At 57.9% G+C, this 1,554-nt stretch carries 3 protein-coding genes; all 3 read right to left on the bottom strand.

All coding sequences use genetic code 11. From position 1 onward, the window contains the following. Positions 1-205: hypothetical protein (locus EN991_RS40495; protein ID WP_206519326.1), on the bottom strand; the 205-nt coding region annotated here is incomplete at its 3' end. Positions 206-246: 41 nt separating this feature from the next. Beyond that, positions 247-1,032, bottom strand: a complete 786-nt coding sequence (locus tag EN991_RS35570) for a hypothetical protein (RefSeq protein ID WP_064995212.1) — start codon at positions 1,030-1,032, stop codon at positions 247-249. Then, on the bottom strand, positions 1,019-1,554 hold a 536-nt coding region (locus EN991_RS35565), incomplete at its 5' end, for a sigma-70 family RNA polymerase sigma factor (RefSeq protein WP_064995211.1). The genes EN991_RS35565 and EN991_RS35570, both read right to left, overlap by 14 nt.

The raw sequence follows: 1,554 nt of genomic DNA, 5'->3' as shown, positions 1-1,554 counted from the left end.
ATGATACAAGCAGTCGGTCAATCTTTCTTGCGACGTCCGGCGTGGTCTTTTTCAGTTCCTCGAACGCCCACGTCACAAATGTCTCGGACAATTTGTCAGGCCGATACAGAATGACTTCGCGGGGATCTAACGGATTACTGAACGATACACCGACATCCGAACCAAGAAACCGTATGAAATGTTTCTGGATTTGTTCGGCAGACATGCAGTCTCACTTTCCTTTGACTAATGATAGCCCAATGGTCCTCAGCCCCGTATTTTGGCAGCGACGCTCCTCCGGGTGGCCACCTCGATTTCCTTAGCCTCTTTTTCAAGTCGGTCGGGCGCGGCAGGGCCCATCAGGGCGTAGGCCGTGCCGCCCGATTGCCAGTATATGGTCGGCACGCGCCCATCCGTAGCGGGAGTAGGCGGTACGGCGTCTTCGCCGCTCATCGCGACCGCAACCAGTGTGATCTGGCCAACGCTCGGTGTGTCAGCCGTCACGACAAGGCTCTGCCGCCCGTTCCAGGGCTGCACCTGAACATCTTTCACCCTCCATGTCGCTGGAAGAGCGGGCATGCTGATGTTCATGGCGCCGACCAGTCGCTCGATTTTGTCCTGCTTTGGCTCACTGCCCCTTTCGGGACCGGCATTCAGCTGGGCGACTCGCAAGGCATCACGCGCGGCAAGAATGAAATTCTCATCGGTGGTTTGCCCTCCCTGGCGGAGAGGCAGTGTCAATGAGTTGGCCGACCAACCCGCCAGAATGAGCAAGGCGGCTGCCGTTTGCAGTTTGAGCGCACTGAATATTCTTAGCCGTCGAAACGCACTTTCCAGTTGCTTGGCCTTGTCCACGCTAACTCGGGGCGGGAAAAGCCGCTGCGGTTGAGCGACGCGCAATGCTTCCATGCGCTGTGCCTGGGCAAAAACTTCCGCCGCCAGTTCCGGCTCCAGGGCAAGCCGTGCCTGGAGGTCGGATCTCTGAGGCTGGGTCAGTTCGCCGTCAAGGAAGCGATTGATCTCGTCCTCGGAAATACGGTCACTTGGCCACATCACGGCCTCCTACAACTTTTAACTGGGAAGGCGCGCAATCGCGTAGTTTTTCCATGTTGTTCTTCAGGGCAACTCGTGCGCGGCTCAGGCGGGACATAACAGTTCCCTGCGGTACGCCGAGTACTGTTGCGGCGTCAGAATAGGTGAAGCCGAGGACGCCGACCAAATGGAGAACTTCGGCTTGCTCCGTAGGCAACTCTCTCAGCGCCTTTCTGACATTGGAGAGTTCGGTGCTGTGCTCCTGCGATGGCAGTAACAGTGGGTCAGACTGCTCCGCAAAGGCGGCAATCCGCCGCCTCTCTGCGTCCGCACGCACCGCACTGGTTAGAAAGGTATTTCGCACGATTGTGATCAGCCAGGGCATGAGAGGACGCGAAGAATCGTAACTGCGAGCCAAGGAAAGAGCGCGGACAAGCGACTCCTGCACCAAGTCGTCGGCGTCTGCGTCGTTGTGCGTAAGCACTCGACCATACCGCCACAGATCCTCCAGATGCGGAGTGACGTCGAAGCTCGCATTCATGT

This window comes from Mesorhizobium sp. M7A.F.Ca.US.005.03.2.1 (assembly GCF_003997795.1).
GTDB lineage: Bacteria > Pseudomonadota > Alphaproteobacteria > Rhizobiales > Rhizobiaceae > Mesorhizobium > Mesorhizobium ciceri.
The sequence above is the reverse complement of the archived record's forward strand: the minus strand, read 5'-3'. Positions and strand labels throughout refer to the sequence as shown.

Excerpts from the sequence above, each read along its gene's own strand:
- EN991_RS35570 (WP_064995212.1), bottom strand. The coding sequence starts at position 1,032 with ATGTGGCCAAGTGACCGTATTTCCGAGGACGAGATCAATCGCTTCCTT.